Genomic DNA, 20422 nt, shown 5'->3' on the forward strand with positions numbered 1-20422 from the left:
GGATCGGCGTGGAACCGGTACTGATGTCCTGGAGCGGCGGCAAGGACAGCTGCATGGCGCTCCGGGAGCTGCAGCGCTCGGGGAAGCGGCGCGTGGAAGCCCTGCTGACCACCGTGACCCGCGACTACGGACGGATCAGCATGCATGGCGTGAGATGTGAACTGCTGCAGCGGCAGGCCGAGGCTCTCGGCTTGCCGCTGCAGCAAGTGGGGATATCCAGGGGCGCAGACAATTCCCAATATGAAGCGGAGATGGGGCGCGCCCTCGCCTACTACCAGTCCCGCGGAGTGAACGAAGTCGCCTTCGGCGACCTGTTCCTGGAGGACATCCGCGCTTACCGGGAGAAGATGCTGGCCACCCAAGGCATGCATGGCGTCTACCCGATATGGGGCCGTGACACGTGCGAGTTGATCCGGGAGTTCATCGCCCTCGGCTTCCGCACCGTGGTGGTGTGCGTGGATCCCGCCAAGCTCGACCCGAGCTTCGCCGGCCGGGTCATGGACGAGCGGTTCCTGGAGGAACTGCCTCCAGGCGTCGATCCCTGCGGGGAGAACGGCGAGTTCCATACCTTCGTGTTCGACGGGCCGGCGTTCAGGCATCCGGTGCGCTTCTCCCCGGGCGAGACGGTGTGCCGCGACGGCTTCTGGTTCCATGACCTGTTGCCTGCATGAAGGAGCTGCACATGTTGAAACCAAGACATGAGGTGTTGGCCGCCATGATCCTGGCGGCGGCCATGAGCCGGCTGGTGCCGCACCCTTACAACTTCGCTCCCATCGGGGCGCTGGCCCTGTTCGGCGGCGCGCAGTTCGCGGACCGCCGCCTGGCCTTCCTGATGCCGTGCGCGGCGCTGCTGCTCAGCGACCTGGTGCTGGGCTTGTACGCGGGCATGGGTTGGATCTACGGGAGCTTCGCGCTGATCGTGGCCATGGGGCGGCTGTTGCGCCGCCGCCGCACGGCCTGGCATATCGCTGGGGCGAGCGTCTCGGCCTCGCTGCTGTTCTTCGCCGTCACCAACTTCGCTGTCTGGCCTGGTAGCACGAAGTATCCGCAGAGCTTGGCGGGCCTGATGGACTGCTACGCGGCCGGCCTGCCCTTCTTCTGGAACACGCTGCTGGGCGACGGGTTCTACTGCCTGGTGCTGTTCGGCGGATTTGCGCTATTGGAACAGCGGTTCCAAGTGTTGCGGGAGGACGGCGTCCCAAGCCCGGCCTGAGCTGCAAAAGAAAAACCCCGCACTGGCCGACGCCGATGCGGGGTCTTCTTCGTCTGGATTCTTAGTGCACTTCCGCCGTGCCGATGCCCCTCGGGTCAGAAGCCGCAACCACCTTCCCTGACTTGTAGTCCCAGGTGATGGCCTGCATGTTGCCCCAGCTGCCATGGTCGGCGAGGCTGTAGCCCATCTTCTGCAGCGCCGAGACCTCCGCATCGCTGAGCGCGCCGTGCTCGTACTCCACCTGGTCCGGCAGGTATTGGTGGTGGAAGCGCGGCAGGGACACGATGTCCTTGGCGTCGCCGCCGTCGTAGAAGTCCAGCGCGCCCAAGAGCACCATGGTGATGATGCGGCTGCCGCCGGGGGTACCCAAGATGGCGACGCCGTCCTTGGTCTCCAGGAAGCTCGGCGTCATGCTGGAGAGCGGACGCTTGTGGGGCGCGATGGCGTTGGCGGAGTTGCCGACCAGGCCGTAGCCGTTGGGCGTGCCGGGCTTGGAGGAGAAGTCGTCCATCTCGTCGTTCAGTACCACGCCGGTGCCCGGCGCCATGAAGCTGGAGCCGAAGCTGAAGTTCACCGTCACGGTACCGGAGACGCGGTTGCCGTCCTTGTCCAGCACCGAGTAGTGGGTGGTATTGTTGCCGAGCTGCGGCATGCTCACGGAGGTGAGCGCACTGGAGGGTGTGACCTTGTCCGGCAGGATGGTGGCGCGCAGGCCCGCGGCGTAGTCCGGGCTCATGAGCAGGCGCAGCGGCATCTGCACGAAGTCCGGGTCGCCGAGGTAATCGGCGCGGTCGTGGTAGGCGTAGCGCATGGCCTCGAGGACATAGTGGTCACGCGCGGTGCGGTCCAGGTGCCCCAGGTCATAGCCCGCGAGGATGTTGAGGATCTCGATCAGCACCACGCCGCCGGAGGACGGCGGCGGCGGCGAAACCACGTGCATGCCGTGGTAGTCGCCCACGAGCGGCTTGCGCTCCACCACCTTGTATCCCTTCAGGTCATCCAGGCTCCAGATGCCGCCGGCCGCGCGCACGCCATCCACCATCTGTCGTGCACGCTTGCCCTGGTAGAAACCCGCATCGCCGTCCTTCGCCAGGAGCTCGAAGGTCTCAGCGAGGTCGGGCTGCTTCAGCAGCCAGCCCACCGCCGGCACCTCACCGTCGTCCAGGAACACCGCCGCGGCGGCGGGCCAGCGCTTGAGCACGTCCTGCTTGCCCTGCAACCGGTCATGGAAACGCTGGTCCAGGGGGAAACCCTCCCGCGCGAGCTTGATGGCGGGCGCGAGGTCCGCGGCGAGGCCGAGCTTGCCGTACTTCTTGGCCATGTAGACCAGCGCCGCCGGCATGCCGGGGATGGCGGCGGAGAGCGGGCCGTCCATGGAGGCACGCGGGATGACGTCGCCATCCTTGTCCTGGTACATCTTCTCGCTGGCGGCGCCCGGCGCGCACTCGCGCCCGTCCACCAGGGTCTCGAAACCGTCGCTGTCCCGGTGCAGCAGCCACAGGCCGCCGCCGCCGATGCCGGAGCTGTAGGGCTCCACCACCGAGAGCGCCGCGCTCACGGCCACCGCCGCGTCGAAGGCGTTGCCTCCCTGCGCCAGGATCTCCATGCCGGCGCGGGTGGCGAGCGGATGGGCGCTGGCCACCGCCGCCTGGGGCGGCTTGGGGCCGGCGAAGGCCGGCAGCGCGACGAGGATGAGTGACAGCAGGGCGAGACGAATTTTCATGACTTACCCGATAGTTGTAAGTTGACAAATTTCCTTAAAAGCGTCGCGAGCGAAGGCAGGGCGAGGCGCGCGAGGCGAGCAGGAGGGAGCGTACTCTTAATGTACGTGACCGAGTGCGAGTCCGAAGCGCAACAAAGCCATGCCGAGCGCAGCAGCTTTTAAGGCTTACCGGTAAGACTGCGGTACTTCATCATCAATTCCTCGCGAGTCTCCGGGTGTTCCGGGTCCAGAGGAATGCAGTCCACCGGGCAGACCTGAACGCACTGGGGCTGCTCGAAGTGGCCGACGCACTCGGTGCAGCGCTTGGGGTCGATGACGTAGATCTCGGGACCCTGGGAGATGGCGTCGTTCGGGCACTCCGGCTCGCACACGTCGCAGTTGATGCAGGCGTCGGTGATCTTGAGGGCCATGGACTTCAGCGTTTCTTGAGGTGCTTCAACTCGGTCTGCACCGCGGGATGGACGAACTGCGACACGTCGCCGCCCAGCATGGCGATCTCGCGCACCAGGCTCGAGGAGATGAAGGTGTACTGCTCGGCGGGCGTCATGAAGATGGTCTCCACCTCCGGCCCCAGGTGCCGGTTCATGGCCGCCATCTGGAACTCGAACTCGAAGTCCGAGACGGCGCGCAGGCCGCGCAGGATGGCGATGAGCTTGTGCTTGCGGGCGAACTCCACCGTGAGCTCGGTGAAACCGACGACTTCGAGGTTCTTGACGTCGCCCAGCACCTCCTTGGCGAGACGCACGCGGGTCTCCAGCGGGAAGGCGGGTGCCTTGCCGGGGTTGGCGGCGATCGCCACCACCACCCGCTCGAACATGCGCGCGGCGCGGCGCACGATGTCGGCGTGGCCGTTGGTGATGGGATCGAAGGTGCCGGGATAGAGGATGCTCGCCATGCGGGTCTCCGTGATTCCTTAATATACACCGGCCTCAGGGCCCGGCTGACCACAGCGCATACGCGACGCGGCCTGCGCGGCTCGCGCGCAGCACGCGCCATCCCTCCGGCGGCTGCACCTCGCGCTCCGCCGCGTGCTCCACGTACACGCAGGCACCGGGCTTGAGCCAGCCCTCGGCGAGACGCGCGCACACTGCCGGCAGCAGGTCCGCATCGAACGGCGGATCCAGGAACACGAGGTCGAAGGGTACGGGTTCACGTGCGAGCCAGACGAGCGCCTCGGCGTGTTCCACCGTGCCGCCCGCGGCGCCGAGCAGGGCGAGGTGCTCGCGGATCGCCGCCGCCGCCGCGCGCTCCTGGTCCACGAACACCACTTGGGCGGCGCCCCGCGACAGGGCCTCAAGGCCCAGCGCGCCGCTGCCGGCGAACAGGTCCAGGCAACGGGCGCCCTCCACCCGGCCCTGCAGCCAGTTGAACAGGGTCTCGCGCACACGGTCCGGGGAGGGGCGGATGCCGGGCAGGTCCGGGAAATGCAGCCTGCGCCGCCGCCATTGGCCGGCGATGATGCGGAACTCGTTGCGGTACCCCCGCCCGGGGTTGTGCCTGCTGGTGGGCATTGGTGGGGGCCTGCCTAGGGGGTTGCCTGTCTTGCCAGTCCGAGGGAGGGCAGCGTACCCTAACCTTTCCGTTTGGGGAGAAAAAACCTGTGAAAATCCGCCGTCTTGCCGCGTTCCTCGCCGTCGTCGCGCCGCTGACCGCCTGCGTGTCCAGCAGCGACTCCACCACGCCCAGCCCGAACCCGAATGCTGGGTTCCAGGCCCGCTTCACGCCGCTCGGCGGCATGATGCCCTTCCCGAACGACCTGTACTTCAACGGCAGCACCGACGGCACGCTCAACATCCCGGGTGACACCGCGGTGAGCCAGAACGGCCCGCTGCTGGAGCTGAACCACCTGGACGGCTACGGCACCCAGTCCGACATCAACATCTACTTCACCGCCAAGGTGAAGGAGAGCACCCTCTCCGCTAACGTGTCCGTGTTCAAGGTGGACAGCGACGTCTCCACCAAGGCGGTGAAGACCACCGGCACGGTCACGAAGCTGCAGGAAGGCACCGACTACAGCGTCGGCCTCTCTCCCGGCATCGATGCCGGCGGCGAGATCGTCACCATCAAGCCGCTGCATCCGCTCGCGGCCAGCGCCATCAACGGCAGCACGCCGGTGCCCGCCACCTACCTCGTGGTGGTCACGGACGGCGTCACCGACACCAGCGGCAAGCACGTGAGTGCGAGCGCGGACTATTCCGCGATCCTGCAGGCGGACCTGCCGGTGCTGACCGGCGGATCCATGGGCACCACAGGCAACGCGCAGCTCGACCAGGTCGCGCTGTTCACGCTGCCGCAGCTGGCGGTTGCTGCCCAGCAGGGTATCGATCCGAAGAAGATCGCCGTGAGCTTCAGTTTCAGCACCCAGTACGCGGGCGTGAGCCTCGCGCTGCTGGCAGCCCAAGCCCAGGCCACCACCCAGAGCGGCACCGCCATCGTGGATACGGGCCTGACCGTGTGCCAGGTGTTGGTGGCTGCCGGCCAGATGGCCGACGCCGCCACCTGCACCGCCTCGGTGCCTGGCGGTGACCTGGTGGAGGTCTTCGCCGGCGACGTGGCGCTGCCTTACTACCTCCCGATCCCGAACGCCGCGCATCCGACCGCGGCACTCACGGGCTCCTGGAAGAACGAGCTGAACGGCGGCGATACCGGCATCGGTGCCAGCTCTGCCAGCTTCCTGCCGCGCGAGACCCGCGCCCACAACGTGATCCCGATCCTGGTGGCCGTGCCCCTGGCGGGCAGCGGCTGCGCCATGCCCGGCAGCGGCTGGCCGGTAGCGATCTTCCAGCACGGCATCACCCGCAACCGTGAGGACATGCTGGCGATCGCTTCGGCCCTCGCGGTGGGCGGTGCCCCGACCTTCTGCAATGCCGTGATGGCCATCGACCTGCCGCTGCACGGCGTCACCGACAAGACCGATCCGTTCTACAAGAACCAGCTGTTCACCGGCACTGCGGCGGCGCCCCTGTTCACCGCTGCCGTGTCGGAACGCACCTTCGACATGGACCTGCAGGACAACGCCAGCGGCGCCTCCGGGGCGGACGGCGGCATCGACGGCTCCGGCGCCTGGTTCATCAACCTGAACAGTACCCTCACTTCCCGTGACAACCTGCGTGAGGGCGCAGCGGACCTCATCAACCTGGTGGCGACGCTGCCCAACCTGTCGGCGATCACGCCGCCCTCCACGGTCAACATCTTCGATGACAGCAAGGTGTTCTTCGTGGGCCACTCCCTGGGCGGCATCGTCGGCATCGATTTCCTCGGTGCGGACAGCGCCGCGGCCCAGTTGACCGCCACCGCCCCCAAGATATCGGCGGCGGTGCTCGCAGCGCCCGGCGGCCACATCGCCGAGCTCCTGCGCAAGTCGCCGACCTTCGGTCCGATCATCGACCAGGGCCTCGCCGAGCAGGGTCTGGTGCAGAACAGCCAGGCTTACTTCGATTTCTATTCCGAGGCCCAGGCGGTGGTGGAGGACGGCGACCCGGCCAACTACGCGGCTGCCGCGGCCGCCGGTCACCTGATCCACATGATCGAGGTGGTGGGTGGCGCCAATGCCTCCTCGCCGCCGGACACGGTGGTCCCGAACAGCGCTACCGACGTGCTGATCGCACAGATGGGGATCACGACGCCGGTGAGCGCCCTCGGCAACAATGCCATCGCGGCGGGCGCTCCGACCCTGGCTCAGTTCACCACGGGCGACCACGGCTCGATCCTCGACCCCACGCCGCCGGACGGCGTGGCCACTGCGGACAAGGCCGGGTTCGTGGCCGTCACCACCGAGATGCAGACGGAGACGGCGACCCTGTTCGTGACCACGCTGGCAGGCGCGCCTTCCACCGTGATCACCGACAACACGTTCCTCAGCACCACGCTGGTGAAGTGACATAGCGGAAATGAAAGGGGCGAGCCTCAGGGCTCGCCCCTTTTTCTTGTCCGTCATCCACCGCTGCGTTAACCTGCCCGCCTGCCCCGGACGCTGCGACCCGTGACGCCATCCGACTCCAAGCCCGGCCTCTTCGCCCGCCTCAAGTCCCGCCTCAATCGCGGCGTGGGCTGGCTCGCCTCCTTCGCGGGTCCCGTGGACGAGGCGCTGCTGGAGGAGCTGGAGACGCGCCTCATCACCGGCGACGTGGGCGTCGAAACCAGCCGGCAGATCATGGAGAAGTTCCGTGCGCAACGCCTGCCCGACGCGGCGGCGCTGAAGACCGCGCTGATAGAAGAACTCACGGCGTTGCTGGTGCCGGTGGCCCAGCCCTTGGCGATACCGGCGGGCCATAAGCCCTTCGTGCTATTGGCCTTGGGCGTGAACGGGGTGGGCAAGACCACGACGCTCGGCAAGCTCGCGCAGCGCTACAAGGCGAAGAAGCTCAGCGTGATGCTGGCAGCGGGTGATACCTTCCGCGCCGCCGCGGTGGAGCAGCTGCAGCTCTGGGGCTCCGCCCAAGGCGTGCCGGTCATCGCTCAAGGGCCCGGCGCGGACCCGGCGGCGGTGGCCCACGATGCCTACCAGGCGGCCAAGTCGCGCGGCGCGGACCTGCTCATGGTGGACACCGCCGGGCGCCTGCACACCCAGGCCGGCCTCATGGACGAGCTCAAGAAGGTGAACCGGGTGCTGGGCAAGTTCGGCGACGGCGTGCCCCACGAGAAGCTGCTGGTGCTGGACGCGGGACTGGGCCAGAACGCGCTGCGCCAGATCGAGGAATTCCATGCGGCAGTGGGCGTCACCGGCCTCGCCGTCACCAAGCTGGACGGCACCGCCAAGGGCGGCGTGGTGCTGGCGGCCGCGGCCCGTTTCCACATCCCCATCCGCTTCATCGGCATCGGCGAGGCGGCGGAGGACCTTACGGAGTTCGATCCCAGGGCTTTCGCCGAAGCGCTGGTAGGATAAGCGGATGATAAGTTTCCAAGGGGTGGGCAAGCGCTACGCCGGGGGCAACGAAGCCCTGGCCGAGGTCTCGTTCGACGTGGAGCGCGGCGAGATGGCCTTCCTCACCGGCCCTTCCGGCGCCGGCAAGAGCACGCTCCTGAAACTCGTGGCGTTGATAGAGCGGCCGAGCCGCGGCCAGATCGTGGTGAACGGCCAGAACCTCGCGGGCATCAAGCGCCGCCAGCTGCCCTTCTACCGCCGCCAGATCGGCATGGTGTTCCAGGACCACAAGCTCCTGGACGACCGCAGCGTGTTCGACAACGTGGCGCTGCCGCTGGTCATCGCCGGCACCGACCTGCCGGAGATCCACAAGCGGGTGCGGGCAGCCCTGGACCTGGTGGGCCTCTTGCACAAGGAGCGGGCCTTGCCCATGACGCTCTCCACCGGCGAGCAGCAGCGGGTGGGCATCGCCCGCGCCGTGGTGTACCGCCCGCCCATCCTCATCGCCGACGAGCCCACCGGCAACCTGGACCCGGACCTTTCCCTCGAGATCATGCAACTCTTCAAGCGCATGAACCAGGTAGGGGTGACGGTGTTGGTGGCGAGCCACGACCGCGGCTTGGTGGAGCAGTTCGCGGCGCGCGTGTTCAACCTCAAGGGCGGCCACATCGCCGACACGGGGGAGGCCCATGGCATCGCCCCGTGAACCCCGCGGCGCCGCCGCGGCGGGCCTGAAGGCTGGCCTCAGGGCCTGGGGCCGGGACCACGCGCGCGTGGCGGTCACGAGCCTGGGGCGCCTCTACCGCAACGCCGGGACCAGCCTCATGACCGCGGCGGTGATCGGCATCGCCCTCTCCCTGCCCGCCGCCATGCAGGTACTGGTGGGCAACGCGCGGCAAGTGAGCGGCTCCTGGGAAGGCGCGGCGCGGGTCTCGGTCTACCTCAAGGCGAACGTGAGCGACGCGGATGCCCAGGCCCTGGCCGCGAAGGTACGGCGTATGGACGGCGTGGACCAAGTGGACTACATCAGCGCAGACCAGGCGCTCGGGGAGTTCAAGAAACTCTCAGGCTTCGGCGACGCGGTGGCGGTCCTCGACAAGAACCCGCTGCCGGCGGTGCTGGTGGTGCGGCCCAAGGATGCAAACCCGGAGGCCGCCGAGGCCCTGCAGCATCAGCTCGCGGGCAACCCGGCGGTGGACCAGGTGCGCCTGGACCTGCAGTGGCTGCGGCGGCTCACCGCCATCCTGGACATCGTGCGCCGGGTCACGGACATCCTGGCCGCTCTCCTGGCCTTGGCCGTGATGTTCGTGGTGGGTAACACCATCCGCCTTGAGATCGGCGGGCGGCGCACCGAGATAGAAGTGAGCAAACTGCTGGGGGCCACGGATCCCTTCATCCGCCGCCCATTCCTCTACCACGGGGCTTGGTATGGCTTCGCCGGAGGGCTCATCGCCTGCATATTGGTGGCCCTGGCGGTGAGCCTCGTGGCAGCCCCAGTCAGCCGCCTGGCGGGGCTTTACGGCAGTGCTTATGCACTCCAGGGCTTGGGGTTCCTGGGCGCCTTGGGGCTTATAGCCGGTGGAGCGGTGCTGGGCTGGATAGGCTCCTGGCTGGCTGTGGCCAGGCACCTGCGGGCTATCGAACCTAGCTGAATATCCTTTCCGTAACAGATACTTACAGCGCCTCTTTCCATGGAACTTCTGACTGGGTTAGCACTCTAATCCGGCGAGTGCTAATATGAAGTCCATGAAGAGGAGGCCCAAGATGGCTACGAATACCGCCACTCTCGTCCCGGTCCGCCAGGAGCTGGCAGTCAGCCCCGTGGGCAGCCTGGATGCCTATGTCCAGGCCGTGCACGGTATCCCCGTGCTCACCCCGGAGCAGGAGAAGGAACTGGCCGTGCGCTTCCACGACGAACAGGACGTGGAGGCGGCCCGCCAGCTGGTGCTGCACCACCTGCGCTTCGTCGTGCACGTGGCCCGGGGCTACCTGGGCTACGGCCTGCCCCTGGGCGACCTCATCCAGGAAGGCAACATCGGCCTCATGAAGGCCGTGAAGCGCTTCGACCCCAAGGTGGGCGTGCGCCTCGTGTCCTTCGCCGTGCACTGGATCAAGGCCGAGATGCACGAATACATCCTGAAGAACTGGCGCATCGTGAAGGTGGCCACCACCAAGGCCCAGCGCAAGCTGTTCTTCAACCTGCGCAAGTCCAAGAAGCGCCTGGGCTGGCTGAACGCCGCCGAGGTGGAAGCCATCGCCAAGGACCTGAAGGTCTCGCCCGAGGAAGTGCTGGAGATGGAGTCGCGCCTGGCGGGCCAGGACATCGGCTTCGACCTCACTCCCGAGAGCGAGGATGAGGACAGCGTGAGCGTGGCGCCGGTGACTTACCTTGCGGACGAGGCGTCCGATCCGGCAGCGTCCATCGAGCGGCAGGACTTCGAGGACCGCAGCGAGGCGCGTCTCGAGCACGCCCTCACGGGCCTGGACGAGCGCAGCCGCCATATCCTGCAGCGACGCTGGCTGGACGAGGACAAGGCCACGCTCCAGGAGCTGGCGGACAAGTACCACATCTCCGCGGAGCGGGTGCGCCAGCTCGAGAACAACGCCATCAAGAAGCTACGGACGGTGATGGCCTGACGTCCCGGAATATGGAACACTTAAAGCCCGGCTTCCGCCGGGCTTTTTGTTATGTAGGAAAGGGGGATGTCATGAAGAAACTGCATTACCTGTTGCTCGTCATACTATCGGCGCCCGCGCTGGCGGACCCCAGCATGACCCAACAGTACGAGACCCTGCGGCAGGGGTATTACCAGTTCGATCCGCACGCCTACAAGAGCTTCACCTGCCATGTGTCCGCCAGCACCGTGAACGCATCAGTGGCTTACGTGAAGCAGATCCTGCTAGGCCATGAGGGTTCACTTCAGCTCAAGGAAGACGTGGACAGCTACAGCCTGACGGTGGATCCGGATAAGGGCCTGTCCATCCACAATCCCATAATGGACATCACGATGCTGAGCGAAGAAGGCCTCGCCGATCCCGCCCAGGTCAAGCAAGGCATCGCGGAAATGAAGGCCGGGTTCGACAAGCAAGTGCAGGGCGTGGACCAGATGATCTCTGGCTTGTTCAACGAATACATGGACACCACGCCCGAACTCACCAGCGTGACCCACGACGGGAAAAAGTGGATCGTCCGCTACCGGCTGGGCGGGGTTGACACCACAGACACCATCGACGGCCGCCGGACCCACCAGGAAGCCAACATCAACGGCACCAGCATCGTCTCGGATGCGGACTACGCGCCCCTGCCCGGCGGGAAGCTGACTGTTCAGGGCAGCAAGACGCGGATGACCCAGGGGCCCCAGCACTTCGACTCGAGCATGTCAGTGACCTATCAGAAACTGGGTTCCCTACAGGTCCCCGCAACCATGGTGAACAAGATCACCCTGAACATGCCCGGGGTCGCCCAATCCACTGCATCGACCACGATCGCGTTCCAGAATTGCAAGATCGTTAACTGAGAGGTACCTGTCCGAAGCAAAAGCCCAGCATGAGCCGGGCTTTTTCATTACTACTGGGGTCGGCGCGAGAGTCGAGATCCTAGAGCGGCATGACTTGAGCAAAGCACATCTCGAGCACGCCCGAGCGCAGCCGCACATCCTGCAGCGCTGCTGGCTGGACGAGGGCAAGGCCACGCTCGAGGAGCTGGCGGACAAGTACCACATCTCCGCGGAGCGGGTGCGGCGGATCGAGAACAACGCCATCAAGAGGCTACGGACGGTGATGGCTTAAGAAGCCTGAACGGAGTCAGAAAAAGAAAGCCCGGCAAGAGCCAGGCTTTTTAGCGAGACCTGCTTGGTGCTAACAGTTTATTAACGACAGCCAGACACCGACATGATTCCTGTATTGGATGGTTAGATGCGGATATAAAATATCGTTTATCTTCATGTCCGGTAGTATGAAATTGAATGCCGTAGGAATGGAGTCATGTAATTTTAGTTCGATTCGATACAAGGAAGTATTGGAAATAGGATCAACATGCAAACTACCATCCAATACTTGTCCGTCATTAAATGGTAAGAACCCGCCTTTATCAAATTCATAGACGGCTGGTTTATCAAGCACTATGGCAGATTGATTTAGGCTATTAATCGCAGAGAACTGGCTATAGTCGAACTCGACCCTTGCTTTGTTAGCTATCCACAACTGGATAACAATAAAATCCTGGCCAACACCGCGATTAATTGGAGTGACGACCACGCGGACTAAGTCGCGTTTAATCTCTAAGGATTCCGGTGGCCCTGCAGTTCCATTGCACATGTTACCTATCGGATGTCCTTCTGAAGCCACGGCATGATAGTAACCTCCAATGCCCGGAACGCAACCACTTAGGAGCATAAGGAGGCTAACCCCCGCTGAAGAAAGCCATCGATGCATGTCGTAGTTCCTATTAAGGCCCGCCATCGCCTGAGTTGCGGCGCCATTCTTGATCACCGGCTATCCCCGCGCCTATACCGTTAGTAGTCACCATACTTCCGTACGTCACCGCGGCAGCCACGGGCATCGTGAGCAACCTAAACCACATTGGGTATGCGCCACCATTGGCGGCCTGATATAAATCTCCCCAAGCATCATGTAGCGTCGCAACTGCATTCATGCCTGGATAAGAATCGGCTATTTGACTGAAGGTACCACCCTCGCAACCGCCACATGGATTGAGGACAGCATCACCTACCTGCACACCTGGCGGAGCATTAGGATCCGTAATGGTATTTGCACCGCTGAAGTTGTTGTTAGCCTGAGTTTCGTCAGCAACATTGCCATCCTGCTTGTAGACTGACCCCTTCCCGCTTTCCCACCGCGGCTTTTCTCCATTAACGGCCTTCTGAAAAGCCCACTGGCCAGCATATGCCAGCCCGCCGAACTCGGCCCCCTTGCCAAATTTGCCACCTGCGGCGACTGCGGATAAACCGCCTGCAGCTGCATGTGAACCAACCCCCACAGCGAAGTTATTACCAGAATATGCCGTTACTGCGTTAGCTCCGTACATCAATCCAGCAGAAATTGCACCATTCTCTCCACCTTTGAGCATCGCATGCAGAACCTGATTCGGCGAACCCCCATTCAAAGCTACGATGGTCCCGCCGAAGACAGCGCCCGAAACGGCTCCTGCCGCCACCTGCGCCCAGAAGGCGTCCGCACCCATCTCTGCCATCAAAGTCAGGCTTGCACCACCTGTCTCAACTGCCAAGGCGATGGCAATGACGAGCTGGATGTTCTGATTGTGCTCGATCTCATACACAGAATGATCGAGTGCGCCGTGCTCCCACGGGGTCATTCCCGTAGCAAGCATGACGGTTAGATTCGACTGGTTATCAAGCAGCTTAAGGGGCGCATTGGGTTGCCAGAAACAGCCCATCCAACAGAAGCCACTGGCATCAGTGCGTGATAGAGGGTTGTTACCCACATAGTCATACCGGTTGCCTCCCATCACCGGGTCCGCGCTTATGAAACGTCCGATGGTGGGGTCGTACACGCGGCCGTTCATGTGCACTAATGCGACACCATCCAACTGCTCCTGAGCGGTGAAGCCGCTATCCGTATAGTCCTTAAGCATGGACGACTGGATATTGGTATAGGACCAGTCTGCGGGATTCCGGCGCATACCGAAAGCATCGAAACTCATCACTTGTTGCTGCTGGGTCACCGCATCGGTGACGATCTGTCCCTGATCATCAGTGATCGCATCGATGCTATTCAGGCTGTCCGAATGCAGATATGCGGTCCTCACCGTGCCCAATTGATCAATGCTGTGTACCGCTACCACTATGCCCCCCGCCATGATGTTGTGGCGGTACTGTGTTGTGGAACCGTTCGAGACCACTTCGAACAGACCTCCCAGGTAGAGCGTCGTGGTACTACCAGCGACCTGCCGGTATCGCTGCTGGTCAGGGCTATAGTCGAACGTGCTGCTACCGGTGACGGTGGCGATACCGTTCTTGGTGCTGGAACTACTGATGCTAGTAGGCAGATTGTCGCCGTTCCAGACTATGGTCCTGCCGTTGCCGGACACCATGTTGCCGTTAGCATCATAGCTGTAGGTGCCGGTCATGCTGGTGATGCCGGTTACCGCATAGGGATGGCTCGAATCGCTGTAGGTGTAGGTATCGTTTATGCCGATGCCCGTATTGCTGCGGGTAACGATGTTGCCCATCCCGTCATAGGTCATGGTCATCACGGCACCTGTCGTGCCACCCGTGCAGTCATTGACGTTGGCCCCACTGTGGACAGTCGACGTCGCCAAGCGATTGAGGTTGTCGTAGGTGAACGCCTCCGTCAAACCGCGATTGTTGTCGCACCTCTGAGACAGATTTCCGAACCCATCCCAAGTGTAGGTCATCTGCTGCACTGTGGAATTTTGGCCGATGCCAGCGCTGATGCCCGTAATGGCCCCCGTGGCATCATCATATGTACTTACCGTACCTACGTTGTTCCCATCCACGTAACCGATGACGTGACCGAACGCGTCGACTGGCGCCACGCCACTGTCAGTGGCGGCGCGCCAATAGATAAACCCCGTATCCGCATTCGATACCGCCATGAGCGCGCCGCTGGCGGGATCATAGTTGTACTGCACCACGAACCGGAACGGCGTGCCGCCAGCGGTCTCGTGTTTTGTACCGGCATAGGCCGCATAGACCGGCGGTGCGAAGGCGAGCTGCTGCTGGACCGGCCTCGCATGCAGGTCCAGCGCCAGAGCCTGGGGCAGTCTCGGGTTAAGGCGGTCGAATCGCGCTTGCAGCGTGTTCTCATCAGGCTGCAGGGGCTGGTTGGCGACGAGCGCCTCACGCCTGGTGTGCAATGCCTGTAGCGTGCTAACTACTCCTTCACTGGTCTGGATTTTCGGTCCAGCCACCGCTGGCAAGACCTGCTCTCTTACATCCACCGGCTCAATTTCGGCGAGTTCATCCACATCCGGGGCCTCTCCTTCCGGAGCTTCCTCAGCGTAAAGGGTCGGCCGATCCGTCGGATCAACCGATTGCGGCATCACGAAACCGCTACCAAAATTCACGGTGACACCCACCACGTTGCTCCAGGTGCCGCAACCCACGACATTGCAGGCCTGCACGCGATAGTACTTCGTACCCGGCGGACTGACGGTGGTGCTCGTAGCCAGCCCTTCATTGACCGGCGTTGACATGGAAAAGTCCGTGGACGAGAACGAACCCTCGAAATTGTAGTTACTGATGGGGCTGCTGTTGGCAGACCATGAGAGCGTAGAACTGCCCCCATCGTTTATGGTGCTCGGACTCGGTGTATCCATGGTCGGGGCAGCGGGCTTGTTCATGACCTTCACGCTGTCCACATTACTCCAGACGCTGCAGGCGGTCGGAAGATTGCCGTTGCAGGCATGGGCACGGTAGTAGTAGGTGCCTGTGGACGTCTGGCTACGCGTCTTGCTGTGGGTTGGCGCAGTGATGGTGAACGTTGACGGGCTGCTGAAGGCGCTGTTGTTATCCTCCTGCAGTTCGTACTTCGTGACCGTACCCGAGGTGGGCGCGGTCCATGAGACCGAGTAATTGGTGCTCGGCAGGACATTGGCCACCGATACGTTGAGGCTGGTGGGTTTGCCCGGTGGAAGAGTCACCACCAAAGCACTGGAGGCGTTGCTCGTGTCCCCCAGCACACCACCGGCGACGGCTGCGACCTTGAAATAGTAAGTGCCGTTCACGAGCCCTGTCACGGCAGGTGCGGTCGTGCCAGTCACGCCGGTCTTCACGGCAGTATACGTGCCGTTGAGCGCGGTGGATTGATAAACGTTATAGCTGCTTGCACCTGCAACCGCCGTCCAGCTCACGGTGACGCTTCCATCACTGCTGGTGTCTGTGTCGGTGCCCGTATCGGTGGTCAGGCTGGGCACACCTGCGGGCGGCAACGGCGCGACATTGACGGTGGCCGTTTGGGCGCTACTCTGGGCCGAATTGCTCTCGATGACCTTCAGTTCAAAGGTATAGACACCACCCAGGGGCGGCGTGAAAATTATGCTGGCAGCTGCGGAGTCGAAAGCGCCCGCGGACAGCATCACTGGACCGCCGTTCTGGGTCCACTGGTATTGGAGGGCCGGATCCGTATCCGTGCTGCTACCGGAGAGAGTGACTGAAACACCTTGCGTTCCGCTGGCGGGATTCGGCGAGACCGAAGGAGTGGCTGGCGCGGGATTGCCAGCGGTTGGAGTCACACCTGAGGCGGGATAGGTTACCGTCGCTACCCGACCGAAGTCATCGTAGGTGGTGGATACCGTGTACGACTTCGCGTCTTCGCCAGTGCCTATGGTGGTCGTGACATCGCTGGGACGTGCCAAGCCGTCGTAACTGTAGATGCGTGTGAAATCGCCACTGCCGTCAGTGGAATCGCTGACGGATGCGGGAAGTCCCAATGCCCCTGCCTGATCATAGGTCCAATAGCTCTTGGTACCATCGGATGCGCTGCAACCAGCGGAAGGAGCAGTCTCAAGCTTGGTGATGAGGCGGCTGATTCCATCGTAGGCCATAATGGTTGATTGGCCCTTTGCATCGGTCTGACAGGTGACCTTGCCCAAGGCATCCACGGCATAGGTCCAGCTGCCCATGTTCGGGTCGGTCATACTGACCTTGTGACCAAGACCGTCAAAGCCAACAGCGGTCGATTTCCCGTTGGTGTCCAGTGTGTTTACCAGGTCGCCGAAGGCATCGTAGGTGAAGAGAGTGCTTCCGCTGTTGTTGTCCTCCGTCTTGACCGTCTCGCCCAAGGCGTCGGTGTATTTCGACGTGGTCTGGCTGAGGCCATTGGCGGTCTTGGTGCTGGTGGTCTGGAATCCGATGCCAGGCACCAAGTTGTAACCCAAGGTGATCTTACTGAGGCAGGCAGGTGAGCAATCATCGCTCGCATCCAGCGGTTCATCCACTTCAGTCAGACGACCGAAGGCGTTGTCATATTGATAACTGGTTACATAGATTTGGTTGCCCTGACTCTGGATATAGGGGGCAGTGACGCTCATCGTCCGGCCGGCACTGTCATACGTGGTATCCACCACTGACATGAGGCCGCCCAAAAGCACGCTTCCACGCCGCACGACCCGGCCCTTTGAATCATAAGCGCTGAAACCGGCGGTGATCAGCGCTCCGCCTGCGCTCTTCAACTGAGTAGTGACTTCATATACCGCAACACTGGGGCATATCGCAGCAGTCGACTGCGTACACCAAGCATAGTTGGTCAGAACTTGGCTGTTGTCCGGTCGGGTAACCCTCTTCGGCCTACCGAAAGCATCATAAGCATAGGAAGTCATATTCCCATTTACGTCGGTCGCCGAGCTCTGGAGACCAAGGCTGTAATCCCATGTCGAATGGGTTACCAGACTGATCGTTGGTGAGACCACCGTCGTCGTCGCCACGGGAAACTCCCCGTTGCCTCCAGCGAAGCTGTATTGCGTCACATGGGCGACTGCGAGCCCGGGTCCCGATATGTCTGTCTCACTCAGATTGCCTAAGGAATCGTATTGATAACTCGTCGTCAACGAAGGAGTCCCATCGTTCGTTTGTCCCGAAGAGACCGTCTGGGAGTCCAGGCGACAATGAGCGGTGTCCACATCACCGGCCGGTGTGCTGGTCAAACGGCTAACCGCAATTGGATACGAGGGAGATGCCCTCGACACGGTACCGCCGGTGTTCAGGCCATAGCAGTAGGTGCCTGAATCGGAGCTATATGAAGCCGCGGTAGCGGAAGTGAACGATTGGCCGGTCGCGCCGTCCAGAGTCGTGACGGTTTCGCTGAGGGTGTTGCCGTGCGTATCGAAGTCACTCGCCGTGTGCTGGCTGGTGACGGTGGTTAGCGTCTGAGTAACGCCACTCGCGACATTGTAGGTTTTCGCCGCCGTGCTATCGAAGAACGGAAAATATCGCTTCGAGTAGCCGCTACCGTAAGTCACGTCATCAGGACCAGTGTTATCGGTCCGCCGTACCGGCTTTCCATCGCTCGTACGGGTCAATACATCCGAAAGCTGCGCACCGATCCAAGGGAAAACCAAATTGTAGGTGATGGTATCGGTGACGTTGCTACGGCTATCCTGGATTGTGCGTTGAGTGAAGCCCAAAAAGCCCCGGCCATGCATGTCAGCCTGCGCCCCCGAGTAGGTATAGGTCAGGTTATAGGTCCCGCCGATACCGTCACTTTCCTGATAAGACGACACGACCTGCATGGCAGGCTGCACGTCCTGCGCGGGATAGGCTGCACTGCTACCCTTGGTGTAGGTCGAGCCGCCAGACGCAAGCGAAGCGTAACTGAACTGAGACGCATTGCCGAAACCATCGGTGACGCTAGTGACCAGGTCCGGTGCGCCACCTCTGTGCAGCCGGTAATGCCAGGTATATGTACTGCCGCTGACTACCGCGTATACGAGGTCGCTCAATCCATTGGCTTCGATATTTCCGATCCGCAGCGTGCCGGCGGCGTAGTTGCTCGGCAATACATCGCTCAAGCTAGCGGTGCTCAGGCTGAAACCACTGCCCGCCGTGTAGTCGACGTTCAAGATGCTCCAGGCACCAGTGCCAGTCTGCACGATGGCCTCACGATTGCCATCAGCGTAATAGTCCGCGACTATAGGGTCTGCATTGGTCCAACCAGATTTGCTGAGGTCAAGCAGGTTGGTGGCCAAGGCAGCAGTGAAGCTATTACCCGTGCTGAGCGCCAATTCCCACTTGTAACCGGTAGCCATCGGCGTCGTGAACAGCAGGTCGGTGAGACCATCCCCATTCACATCGGCGGGGACGGGCGGTACATCCGAGCCGAATACTGAATCCATCTCCGTATAACCGGGAGACTCCGTGGAGTTCAGGGCGTCCCAGTAATAACTGGTCGGATTCTGCTGCTGGGTGCAGTCAATCTCTGGGTCAGGTATGCAATTGAAGACCACGGTATCCAGTTGCAGGGCCCCGCCCCTGCCAGAGCCGTCGAAATTGAAAGGGGTATCAGAGTACGTGCTGGTGGTCGTCGTGCTCAGGAAACCACCACCACCGCTCGGTGCAGTGCTAGGCGGCGTATAGATGGTCTGACGAGGCGAGAATGAGCTGCCATTATTGGGATAGCGATAGGTATGTGCCCCATCGCTATATATAAAATCGGACGCGCCACTGGCTGAGAAATCCACCGCCCACGCGCTGCCGGATTCGGTAGAGGACACCGTCAGGTTCGGCAGGTTGTTACCTGGCGTTCTGAAAGGAGTAGTGCGGCTGCCGTTGGATATCATGACCAGGTAACCGCGCCCCGTGCCATCACTATTGTTGGCAATCGGTACCGCCAGGTCCATGAGTCCGTCACCGTTGTAATCCATCTCCAATGCATAGGATATGCCGTAGAAGGTCGCCGACGAGATGCCCGTATCTACGATGGGCGTCGTGAAACCTCCGTTGGTATCGCCGAACATCACGTGCCAATGCCCGTCCGCGGTAGGATCGGGATAGACCAGATCCATCACGCCATCCCCGTCCACATCCATAAGCTTCGCGGCGGCGGCGGCAGCAGCAGTCGAAGTCGAAGCAGTGGTGGCGGTACCGGTATTCCAGCCGTTCAATGCGCTCTGCCATGCGATAGTAGTGGCCGGAAGGCAACTGCCATCGGCGCCGCATTCGGTCACAGACTTGAGCTGGCTACGCGAATTGGCGGCATCCAACTGGTAGGCAAGCGTGTAGGTGTAAGTGGCGTTGCCGGCGTACTTCACCTTAATGGTGGTCAGTCTCTGCGTCCTCGCGACGATGCCACCGTGAATATAACCAGCGACGATGACCGGCCTCGCCTCATAGTCGAACTCCACTTCATGATCAGGAGTAGTGCTGCCGTTGCCCGTGTAGTCAATCAATGTAGGCCAGTAGTCACCATCAGCAGTATCCTGCTGATAGGTGTAAGTCATGTAATTGCCGTTCAGGTCCGTGACCTTATCCAGCGCCCAGACCCGCACCACGGTGTTGCCGGTACCTTGGGCATAGATCTTCGAGCTGGTGGTGTGGCCGTATTCATAGATACGCCCGTCTTTCGTATACACCTCAAACCAGCCGGGATTGCTGCCGTTGCTGCCTTGGTGGGAAATAACCTTCGAGAAACCTTCAATCTCGGTGCCGTAGACAGTACCGTCACCGCCATAGTTGCCACTTCCATTGACGCGCAGGCGCTTTCCATCCCAGCAGATATCATCGTAATTCGCGCCCGGCGTCGTAGTGTATTGGATCGCGCGCGTCTGCCCATCAGACGCAATCGTCCACAAGCACCTCTCAAAAGAAGACAAGCCGACCAGGTTCCAGCCGTATCCAGCAAGCCCTTCGCCACTTTGGCTGTTATAGCTCAGCGCCAGCGAAGGGTGCATGCCATGAGTACCTGCCGGAAGCGTGATAGGAATGTTATAGGTGGCGGCGCCATTGGCATCGACGCCAGCGGCGCCTGCAAGAGTACCCACAGCAGCTGTCGCATGCGCGTTGGTCGCGGCAAATCCACTCAACGCCGCCAGGGCGAACACCGCTGCTGCAGTGTCCAGCCTGATACGGCGAACATCGTGGTGGTGGGATTTGAAAGCCAAAAGAGCACGCAGACCGCGCGCGAT

Annotated in this window: 15 protein-coding genes; 9 read left to right on the top strand and 6 right to left on the bottom strand. The window is 62.3% G+C overall.

Features of this window, described 5'->3' with window-relative positions:
* The first annotated feature begins 8 nt into the window (after positions 1-8).
* Both VF651_01105 and VF651_01110 read left to right on the top strand, forming a co-directional pair.
* Positions 9-671: an ATP-binding protein gene (locus VF651_01105; protein HEX7964286.1), complete on the top strand. Its 663-nt coding sequence runs from the start codon at positions 9-11 to the stop codon at positions 669-671.
* Positions 672-682: 11 nt separating this feature from the next.
* Entirely contained in the window at positions 683-1213 is a 531-nt protein-coding gene (locus tag VF651_01110; GenBank protein HEX7964287.1) for a DUF6580 family putative transport protein, read from the top strand.
* 61 nt (positions 1214-1274) lie between these two features.
* Here VF651_01110 and ggt read toward each other — a convergent pair whose 3' ends face one another.
* The 4 genes from ggt to rsmD form a co-directional block, all read right to left on the bottom strand.
* On the bottom strand, positions 1275-2936 hold the full coding sequence (gene ggt, locus VF651_01115) for a gamma-glutamyltransferase (GenBank protein HEX7964288.1): 1662 nt from the start codon (positions 2934-2936) through the stop codon (positions 1275-1277).
* A 158-nt stretch (positions 2937-3094) separates the two neighbouring features.
* Positions 3095-3346, bottom strand: a complete 252-nt coding sequence (locus tag VF651_01120; protein ID HEX7964289.1) for a YfhL family 4Fe-4S dicluster ferredoxin — start codon at positions 3344-3346, stop codon at positions 3095-3097.
* Positions 3347-3351: 5 nt separating this feature from the next.
* Positions 3352-3831 carry a pantetheine-phosphate adenylyltransferase gene (coaD, locus tag VF651_01125; GenBank protein HEX7964290.1) on the bottom strand — a complete coding sequence of 160 codons (480 nt, stop codon included), beginning with the start codon at positions 3829-3831 and terminating at the stop codon, positions 3352-3354.
* A gap of 34 nt (positions 3832-3865) precedes the next feature.
* On the bottom strand, positions 3866-4447 hold the full coding sequence (rsmD, locus tag VF651_01130) for a 16S rRNA (guanine(966)-N(2))-methyltransferase RsmD (protein HEX7964291.1): 582 nt from the start codon (positions 4445-4447) through the stop codon (positions 3866-3868).
* 89 nt (positions 4448-4536) lie between these two features.
* Between rsmD and VF651_01135 the strand changes: the two genes are divergently transcribed.
* The 7 genes from VF651_01135 (at position 4537) to VF651_01165 (ending at position 11589) form a co-directional block, all read left to right on the top strand.
* Positions 4537-6816, top strand: coding sequence for a hypothetical protein (locus VF651_01135; GenBank protein ID HEX7964292.1), 2280 nt, complete (start codon positions 4537-4539; stop codon positions 6814-6816).
* 102 nt (positions 6817-6918) lie between these two features.
* Positions 6919-7821 carry a signal recognition particle-docking protein FtsY gene (ftsY, locus tag VF651_01140; protein ID HEX7964293.1) on the top strand — a complete coding sequence of 301 codons (903 nt, stop codon included), beginning with the start codon at positions 6919-6921 and terminating at the stop codon, positions 7819-7821.
* A 4-nt stretch (positions 7822-7825) separates the two neighbouring features.
* Positions 7826-8506: a cell division ATP-binding protein FtsE gene (ftsE, locus tag VF651_01145; GenBank protein ID HEX7964294.1), complete on the top strand. Its 681-nt coding sequence runs from the start codon at positions 7826-7828 to the stop codon at positions 8504-8506.
* Positions 8490-9452, top strand: a complete 963-nt coding sequence (gene ftsX, locus VF651_01150; GenBank protein HEX7964295.1) for a permease-like cell division protein FtsX — start codon at positions 8490-8492, stop codon at positions 9450-9452. Before ftsE ends, ftsX begins: the two co-directional genes overlap by 17 nt.
* A 112-nt stretch (positions 9453-9564) precedes the next feature.
* Complete coding sequence (gene rpoH, locus VF651_01155) at positions 9565-10437, top strand: RNA polymerase sigma factor RpoH (GenBank protein HEX7964296.1); 873 nt, start codon at positions 9565-9567, stop codon at positions 10435-10437.
* A gap of 71 nt (positions 10438-10508) precedes the next feature.
* A complete protein-coding gene (locus tag VF651_01160) occupies positions 10509-11318 on the top strand; it encodes a hypothetical protein (protein ID HEX7964297.1) in 810 nt (269 codons plus the stop codon).
* 94 nt (positions 11319-11412) lie between these two features.
* A complete protein-coding gene (locus VF651_01165) occupies positions 11413-11589 on the top strand; it encodes a sigma factor-like helix-turn-helix DNA-binding protein (GenBank protein ID HEX7964298.1) in 177 nt (58 codons plus the stop codon).
* Between the two features lie 69 nt (positions 11590-11658).
* Here the strand turns inward: VF651_01165 and VF651_01170 are convergent, their stop codons facing one another.
* Together VF651_01170 and VF651_01175 are read right to left on the bottom strand one after the other, a co-directional pair.
* On the bottom strand, positions 11659-12291 hold the full coding sequence (locus VF651_01170; protein ID HEX7964299.1) for a hypothetical protein: 633 nt from the start codon (positions 12289-12291) through the stop codon (positions 11659-11661).
* Positions 12248-20398: a SpvB/TcaC N-terminal domain-containing protein gene (locus VF651_01175; protein HEX7964300.1), complete on the bottom strand. Its 8151-nt coding sequence runs from the start codon at positions 20396-20398 to the stop codon at positions 12248-12250. Before VF651_01175 ends, VF651_01170 begins: the two co-directional genes overlap by 44 nt.
* Between the last annotated feature and the right edge of the window lie 24 nt (positions 20399-20422).

This window comes from Gammaproteobacteria bacterium (genome assembly GCA_036383255.1).
Classification (GTDB): domain Bacteria; phylum Pseudomonadota; class Gammaproteobacteria; order Natronospirales; family REEB76; genus DASUBN01.

Excerpts from the sequence above, each read along its gene's own strand:
- coaD (HEX7964290.1), bottom strand. The coding sequence starts at position 3,831 with ATGGCGAGCATCCTCTATCCCGGCACCTTCGATCCCATCACCAACGGC.
- rpoH (HEX7964296.1), top strand. The coding sequence starts at position 9,565 with ATGGCTACGAATACCGCCACTCTCGTCCCGGTCCGCCAGGAGCTGGCA.
- ftsX (HEX7964295.1), top strand. The coding sequence starts at position 8,490 with ATGGCATCGCCCCGTGAACCCCGCGGCGCCGCCGCGGCGGGCCTGAAG.
- ggt (HEX7964288.1), bottom strand. The coding sequence starts at position 2,936 with ATGAAAATTCGTCTCGCCCTGCTGTCACTCATCCTCGTCGCGCTGCCG.
- rsmD (HEX7964291.1), bottom strand. The coding sequence starts at position 4,447 with ATGCCCACCAGCAGGCACAACCCCGGGCGGGGGTACCGCAACGAGTTC.
- ftsE (HEX7964294.1), top strand. The coding sequence starts at position 7,826 with ATGATAAGTTTCCAAGGGGTGGGCAAGCGCTACGCCGGGGGCAACGAA.
- VF651_01120 (HEX7964289.1), bottom strand. The coding sequence starts at position 3,346 with ATGGCCCTCAAGATCACCGACGCCTGCATCAACTGCGACGTGTGCGAG.
- VF651_01110 (HEX7964287.1), top strand. The coding sequence starts at position 683 with ATGTTGAAACCAAGACATGAGGTGTTGGCCGCCATGATCCTGGCGGCG.
- VF651_01160 (HEX7964297.1), top strand. The coding sequence starts at position 10,509 with ATGAAGAAACTGCATTACCTGTTGCTCGTCATACTATCGGCGCCCGCG.